The organism is Actinocorallia aurantiaca (genome assembly GCF_039533685.1).
GTDB lineage: Bacteria > Actinomycetota > Actinomycetes > Streptosporangiales > Streptosporangiaceae > Actinocorallia > Actinocorallia aurantiaca.
Map to the genome: position 1 here is coordinate 450,152 of NZ_BAAATZ010000002.1, position 6,809 is coordinate 456,960.

Here is a 6,809-nt window from a genome sequence, read left to right on the forward strand (position 1 = left end):
CGATCCTCGCTGCGCTGTGGTCGTCTGGTCGTTCTGGGGAGCGACCCCCAGGCCCCCGTGAGGTGACCAGCCGATCCTCGCTGCGCTGCGGTCGTCTGTTCATTCTGGGGGGCGACCCCCAGACCCCCGCGAGGTGACCAGCCGATCCTCGCTGCGCTGCGGTCGTCTGGTCACAGGAGCGCGGCCAGGGCGTGCACCGCCCGGTCCACCTCCTGCTCGGTGTTGTAGTAGTGCACCGAGGCCCGGACGCGGGCGCGCGGGGCCGCGCCCTCGTCGTACCGGTAGGTCTGCTCGGAGAGGCGGGTGACGATCCCCGCTGCGGTCAGCTTCGGCACCAGGGCCTCGGCGCCGTGCTCGGCGTGGGTGAAGGTGACGATCCCGCTCTTGCGGACCCCCCGGTCGTGGACGGTGACGCCGGGCAGCTCGGCCAGCTGGGCCCGCAGCCGGGCGGCCAGCGCCAGGACCCGTCCGGCGATCGCGTCCAGGCCCAGGTCCAGGGCGTACTCGACGGCCCTGGCCAGGCCGAGCTGGTTGGCGACGGAACGTTCCCAGGTCTCGAAGCGGCGGGCGTCCGGCCGGAAGGCGAAGGCGTCGGGGCCGGTCAGGTCGGCGGAGTGCAGGTCGACGACCGGCGGGTCAAGCCGGTCCATGACGGAGCGGCGGACGTAGAGGAAGCCGGTGCCCCGGGGGCCGCGCAGGAACTTGCGGCCGGTGGCCGACAGGAGGTCCACGTTCAGCGCGTCCACGTCGAGGGGGAGCTGGCCGGCGGACTGGCAGGCGTCCAGGAGGAACAGCGCGTCATGCGCGCGGGCCAGCGCGCCGACCTCGGCGACCGGGTTGATCAGCCCGTCGTGGGTGGGCACGTGGTTGAGGGACACCAGCCGCACCCCGCCCCGGCCGAGGGACCGCGCCAGCGCCTCCAGGTCGATGGTGCCGTGCTCGTCGTCGGGGACGACCTCGACGGAGACCCGATGCCTGCGGGCGGCCTGCACGTAGGCCAGCGCGTTGCTGGAGTACTCGCTGGTCGTGGTGAGAATCCTGTCACCGGGCCGGAAGGGGATCGAGTAGAAGGCCTGGTCCCAGGAGCGGGTGGCGCTGTCGGTGAAGGCGATCTCGTCGGGGGCGGCGCCGACCAGCCGGGCCACGACGGCGTACCCCTCCTCCAGCCGGTCGTGCGCCCGATCTGCGGCCTCGTAGCCGCCGATCTCGGCCTCCAGCTCCAGGTGCGAGACCACCGTGTCGAGGACGGGACGCGCGAGCAGGGCGGCTCCCGCGGCGTTCAGGTGGACGGCGTGCCTGGTGCCGGGGGTCTCTTTCCTGATCCGTTCGACGTCCACGCTGATCCCTTCGCTGGAGCTCGGTACGAACCAGCATAAGGAGCCCGGCATCCTAGGGGGCATGATGCGCAGACTGATCGCCGCCGGAACCGCCCTCGCCCTCGTCGGCTGCGGGCTCGCGGGGTGCGGGGGAGACGAGGATGCCGACGCGAAGGACCTGCCCCCCATCACGGTGGCCTTCGGCGGCGACGTCAACTTCGAGGGCGGGCTGCGGGACCGCCTGTCCGACCCGGGAAGCGCGCTGGGCCCCGTGTCCGCGCAGCTCAGCGCGGCCGACCTCGCGGTGGTCAACCTGGAGACGGCGATCACCGAGGGCGGCACCCCGGCCGCCAAGCAGTTCACCTTCCGCGCGCCCTCCACCGCGCTGGACGCGCTGAAGGCCGCCGGGGTGGACGTGGCCTCGATGGCCAACAACCACGGCATGGACTACGGGGCCGAAGGGCTCCAGGACTCCCTGGCCGCGGCGAAGGAGAAGGGGTTCCCCGTCGTGGGCATCGGCGCGAACGCGGCCGAGGCGTTCACGCCGCACGTCGCGGACGTCAAGGGGACCAAGGTCGCGGTCTTCGGCGCGACCCAGGTGCTGGACGACAACCTGGCCTCGGCCTGGACGGCCACGGACTCCCAGGCCGGCCTCGCCTCGGCGAAGGAGCCGGCGCGGCTCGTCGAGGCGGTCAAGAAGGCCAGGGACCGGTACGACACCGTCATCGTCGACCTGCACTGGGGCGTGGAGAAGCAGAGCTGCCCGTCGGAGGACCAGAAGACGCTCGCCGACCAGCTCGTCGAGGCGGGCGCGGACGCCGTCGTCGGAAGCCACGCGCACGTCCTCCAGGCGGGTGGCTTCCACGCCGCCAAGAAGAACAAGTACGTGCACTACGGCCTGGGCAACTTCGTCTTCTACAGCTTCACCCCGGGCACCCCGACCAGCCAGAGCGGCGTCCTCACCCTGACGTTCAAGGGCCACGACGTGCAGAAGGCCAACTGGGATCCCGCCACCCTGGAGGCCCCCGGCCTGCCCAGGCCGCTGGCCGGAGCCGAGGCGCAGAGCGCCTACGTCGGGTGGGCCGCGCTGAACGGCTGCGCGGGTCTCTCCCAGTGACGAGGCGGGGTTCTGCCATCCTGTTCCGCAGACCCAGGGGCGAGGAGGACGGTATGCGCGCGAAGGTGATGCTGGCCGCGGCGCTGGCCGGTGTGCTGGCGGCGTCCGCCTGCAGCAGCGGCGAGGACAACGCGGAGGCGGAGGGCGCCACCGCGCCTCCGGTCACGAAGTCCGCCGAGCCCGTCGAGGAGCAGCCCGCCAAGGAGCCGATCATCCTGGCCTTCGGCGGCGACGTGCACTTCGAGGGCCAGCTGCGGGCCAGGCTGGGCAGCCCCAAGACGGCGTTCGGCCCGGTCGCCTCGATCCTGCGCAAGGCGGACCTGTCCATGGTCAACCTGGAGACGGCCATCACGACCGGAGGCACCCCCGCCCCCGGCAAGGAGTTCACCTTCCGCGCCCCCGCGACGGCCTTCACCGCGTTGAAGGCGGCGGGGGTGGACGTGGTGAGCATGGCCAACAACCACGGCATGGACTACATGGAGACGGGTCTCGCCGACTCCCTGAAGGCGATCAAGAAGACCGGTTTCCCGACCGTGGGCATCGGCCGCAACGCCAAGGCCGCCTACGCCCCCTACCGGACGACGGTGAAGGGCAACAGGATCGCGATCCTGGGCGCCACCCAGGTGCTGGACGACCACCTCATCCCGGCCTGGACGGCCACCGACACCAAGGGCGGGCTGGCTTCGGCCAAGGACGTCCCGCGCATGGTCCAGGCGGTGAAGCAGGCGCGGAAGAACTCCGACCTGGTGATCGTCCACCTGCACTGGGGCGAGGAGCTCAACCCCTGCCCGCTGCCCCGGCAGAAGGAGCTGGCGCGGCAGCTGGTCGACGCGGGCGCGGACGCCGTGGTCGGCGGGCACGCCCACATCCCGCTCGGCGGCGGTTACATGGACGACAGCTACATCCACTACGGCATGAGCAACTTCGTCTTCTACTCCGCCAGCGGGCAGACGGCGAACTCCGGCGTCCTGCTGCTCAAGGCGGCGGAAGGGAAGATCACCAAGGCGGTGTGGAAGCCCGCCCGGCTCTCCGGCGGGCTGCCCGTCCCGCTCAAGGGCGCGGCGGCCAAGGCCGAGCTGAAGCGCTGGCAGGGCCTGCGCGAGTGCACCGGTCTGGAGGCGCGGAAGGGCTCGTCCTAGCCGGCGCCGGTCAACAGGCGTTCGGCCAGCCGGTGGGCGGGCAGGACGCGGGAGGCGGCGACCTCGCAGGACTCGGGTGAAGCGAGGCTGTCCAGCACGTGCTCCAGCAGGGCGGCGAACCCCTTGCGGTGGGCGACGGACTCCCAGGACGGGGCGGGCGGAAGCTGGATCCGTCCGTCGCGGCGCAGCTCCAGCCGCTCCAGGTCGGTGACGGCCGCCGAACGCCCGTCGCCGTGCAGTTCCAGCCGCTCCAGGTCGGCGCCGGACCTGCGGTGCATGGCCAGCGAGCCGCTCACGCCCGCCTTGCCGAGCAGGGCGGCGCAGGTCAGCATGCGGCCGTGCGCGTCGGTGCGCAGCAGCAGGTTCTCCTGTTCGAGCCGGTCGGACTCCTCGCCGAGGAGCCACACGGCCAGGTCCAGCAGGTGGATGGCGTCGTCGTAGACGGTGTGCCGGGCCGGGGCGTCCTGGAGCGAGGGGCGGTGCTTCTCCAGGGAGAACCACCGCGGGGAGCCGGAGATCCAGTACCGGGCGGTCCGGAGGGCGGGGGCGAAACGGCGGTTGAAACCGACCGCGAGCAGCACCCCCCGCTCGTCGGCCAGCCCGGCGAGGGCCTCGGCCTCGGAGAGGTCCGCCGACAGCGGCTTGTCGACGTAGGTCGGGATCCCGCGCCGCAGGCACTCCCCGACGAGCTCGAAGTGCGCCTCGGTCGCCGCGTGGACCATGACCAGGTCCAGGTCGCGCTCCAGCAGCTCCCGGTGGTCGGTGGTGCCGAAGGGGATCCGGTATCGCGACAGGACGGAGTCGACGGCGGTGGCCGACCGGCTGGACACCCCCACCAGCTCGGTCCTGGCATGCCCGGCCACCAGCGGAAGGTAGGCCTTCTCCGCTATGTCGCCGAGCCCGATGAGTCCGATGCGCATCCCCAGAACCTACCGGCCGCCGGGATCGCGCGACGAAGGCCCGGAACCCCTGGGGTTCCGGGCCTTCGGGAGGCGTCAGATCACTCGCCGTCCGCGAACTGGAAGGAGGCCGGGACCTTCACCTTGGCGTTCTGCTCCTCGGTGCCGAAGACGATGCCGATCTCGCGGTGGTGGCTGAGCTCGATCTTGCTCGGGTCGTCCTGCACCTCCTTGCCGTCCACGTAGAACTTCAGGACGCGCTCGGCGTCGGTCTTGAACTGGCCGATCTGCGTCTTGCTCAGCGGAACCTCCCAGATCTTGAAGACCTGGTCGAGGGTGAAGACCTTGTCCGCGCTGTAGGACTCCACGTGCAGGACGCCGCGGGCGTCGTGGGTGTGGAGCTCGGCGATGTTGCTGGCCGGGTCGATGCCCAGGTTGGCGGGGATCGGCTGCTGCTCGCCGTTGACGAAGAGGCTGAGGTGGGCGTGCTCGTGCTTGGCGTCGCCCTCCATGCCCTGCTTCACCTCGAGGCCGAGCTTCTTGGCGACCTTGACCGGGTCGGCGGGCAGCGTCCAGGGCGGACCGGCCTCGAGCCTGACCTGGTTGGCCTTGGCGTCCTTCTCGACCTGTTCCTGCTCGTTCTTCTGGATCGCCCAGTACGCTCCGCCGCCCAGCGCGCCGATGATCACGATCACCACCGCGAAGGTGATCATCCAGCGGACGCGCTCCCGCCGCTTCTCCGCCGCGCGCATGGCGGCCACGCGATCTTTGGCGCTCGCCTTCGAGGCGCCGCCGCCCTTGCTCTTGGTCGCCACTGCTCAGGTCCTCCGGGAGTCGTTCAGGGGGCACAGCCAAACATGGCCCCGGTAAAGCGTAGGTAAGAGATTGGACTGCTCGGACCCCTCCGCGCCACCCCCTGACCCCCGAAAACCTGGGCGGGTTTGGGGGTTGATGTCGAATAATTGTTGAGAACAATGTCCGGAAAATTGGTGGCTGTGTATTTCTCTTGCTCGATTCAGTTGCTCATAATGAATTCGCGAGTCTCCTTAACGGGCCGGATGACCTGTACTAACGTCCCTCGACGACGGTGCTGCCGAAGGGGCGGAGAAAAGAGCCGTCCGGGGGGATGAGAAATGAAGAGCACCACCAGGAATCTGATCTGCGCCATGGCGGTCGCTCCGGTGGTCGCCCTGCTCGCCGGGGCGCCCGCGGCGGCGGCCGACGACGGCCCGCTGGCGGCGCTGATGGAGCGGGACGGCACGAAGGGCACGTCCTCGGATCTGGCCCGCCCCGCCCTGGGGCCCTTTCCCTATCTGGCCCTGGACACGGTGAAGAGCGCGGGCGCCTCGCGGATCGAGAACCGCCGCGACGGCTCGCACGAGGCCACCGCGCTGCTCGGCCCGACCTCCAGCGAGAAGTACGGCCTCAAGGCCGAGGGCATCGCCAGCAAGTGCGTCACCCCGGCCAAGGGCAAGTCCAAGGGCGGCACCATCATCGAGGAGGGCAGGCTCCAGGGCACCAAGCTGCCCGAGTACCCCACCCTCAACCAGCAGGTCCCGCTGCGGGACGGCGCCTACGCCGTCCTCAACAAGCAGGTGCGCACCGCCGAGGGCTACACCGTCATCGGCACCCAGTTCGTGGACAAGAAGGGCAAGACCACCGACCTGGCGAAGACCCGCTGCGTCACCCCCAAGAAGGCGATGGCCGCCCAGCGCCGGGTGCCGAACGGCACGGCGGAGCAGGCCGCGCCCGCCGACCCCGGCCTGGGCACCGACGCGGTCGGGAACCTGCTGGGCGACCTGATCGGCGGGCTGCTCGAGACCGACAAGAAGCTCGACAAGTATCTGTCCCGCAAGAGCCCGGTCACCCTGGAGGTGGCCGACGAGCTCGGCGAGAAGATCGGGGAGGCGGCGACCCCGTCCATGCCCGGCGGGCCAGGCGGCCCGAAGGCCGGTCCTCAGGCGGGCCCCCAGGTCGGCCCCCAGGCCGGTCCGAAGACCGCGCCCAGGACCGGGTCCAAGACCGCGCCCAAGGCTCAGCCCCGCAAGGCCGCTCCGAAGAGCGGACGCCAGGCGATGGCGGCCGAGCCCGAGCCCAGGCTGCTCGGCAACAAGGTCCTCAACAGCGACGCCGACGACGTCTTCGAAGTGCTCAAGGGCAGCGGCACGAACAGCGGCCTGAAGAGCTCGCTCTTCGAGGAGAAGGACAAGGACAAGAAGAAGAAAAAGGGGACGGAGCCGGGTCTGTTCGGCGGGCTGCCCGGCCTGCCGCAGCTGCCGGCGAACGTGTCGGACCTGCTCCAGGGGTACGCGGTCTGACCTTTCATCCGTGAATCCGT

General features: G+C 70.8%; 6 protein-coding genes. 3 read left to right on the top strand and 3 right to left on the bottom strand.

Translation table 11 applies throughout. The annotated features are described in order from the left end of the window. Window positions 1-170: 170 nt before the first annotated feature. Entirely contained in the window at window positions 171-1,337 is a 1,167-nt protein-coding gene (locus ABD327_RS03005) for an aminotransferase class V-fold PLP-dependent enzyme (protein ID WP_344448531.1), read from the bottom strand. 61 nt (window positions 1,338-1,398) lie between these two features. On the opposite strand from ABD327_RS03005, the gene ABD327_RS03010 reads away from it, so the two are divergent. Beyond that, on the top strand, window positions 1,399-2,433 hold the full coding sequence (locus ABD327_RS03010; protein WP_344448532.1) for a CapA family protein: 1,035 nt from the start codon (window positions 1,399-1,401) through the stop codon (window positions 2,431-2,433). A gap of 53 nt (window positions 2,434-2,486) precedes the next feature. Further along, window positions 2,487-3,572 carry a CapA family protein gene (locus tag ABD327_RS03015; protein WP_344448533.1) on the top strand — a complete coding sequence of 362 codons (1,086 nt, stop codon included), beginning with the start codon at window positions 2,487-2,489 and terminating at the stop codon, window positions 3,570-3,572. Here the strand turns inward: ABD327_RS03015 and ABD327_RS03020 are convergent. Next, window positions 3,569-4,492, bottom strand: coding sequence for a Gfo/Idh/MocA family protein (locus ABD327_RS03020; RefSeq protein ID WP_344448534.1), 924 nt, complete (start codon window positions 4,490-4,492; stop codon window positions 3,569-3,571). The genes ABD327_RS03015 and ABD327_RS03020 overlap by 4 nt on opposite strands. Window positions 4,493-4,572: 80 nt before the next feature. Beyond that, window positions 4,573-5,286, bottom strand: a complete 714-nt coding sequence (locus ABD327_RS03025) for a hypothetical protein (protein WP_344448535.1) — start codon at window positions 5,284-5,286, stop codon at window positions 4,573-4,575. 318 nt (window positions 5,287-5,604) lie between these two features. On the opposite strand from ABD327_RS03025, the gene ABD327_RS03030 reads away from it, so the two are divergent. Next, the gene (locus ABD327_RS03030; RefSeq protein WP_344448536.1) at window positions 5,605-6,789 is read left to right on the top strand and encodes a hypothetical protein; all 1,185 of its coding nucleotides are present in this window, start codon (window positions 5,605-5,607) and stop codon (window positions 6,787-6,789) included. Window positions 6,790-6,809: the final 20 nt, after the last annotated feature.

Coding starts and splice junctions, on each gene's coding strand:
- ABD327_RS03010 (WP_344448532.1), top strand. CDS start 1,399: ATGATGCGCAGACTGATCGCCGCCGGAACCGCCCTCGCCCTCGTCGGC.
- ABD327_RS03015 (WP_344448533.1), top strand. CDS start 2,487: ATGCGCGCGAAGGTGATGCTGGCCGCGGCGCTGGCCGGTGTGCTGGCG.
- ABD327_RS03020 (WP_344448534.1), bottom strand. CDS start 4,492: ATGCGCATCGGACTCATCGGGCTCGGCGACATAGCGGAGAAGGCCTAC.
- ABD327_RS03030 (WP_344448536.1), top strand. CDS start 5,605: ATGAAGAGCACCACCAGGAATCTGATCTGCGCCATGGCGGTCGCTCCG.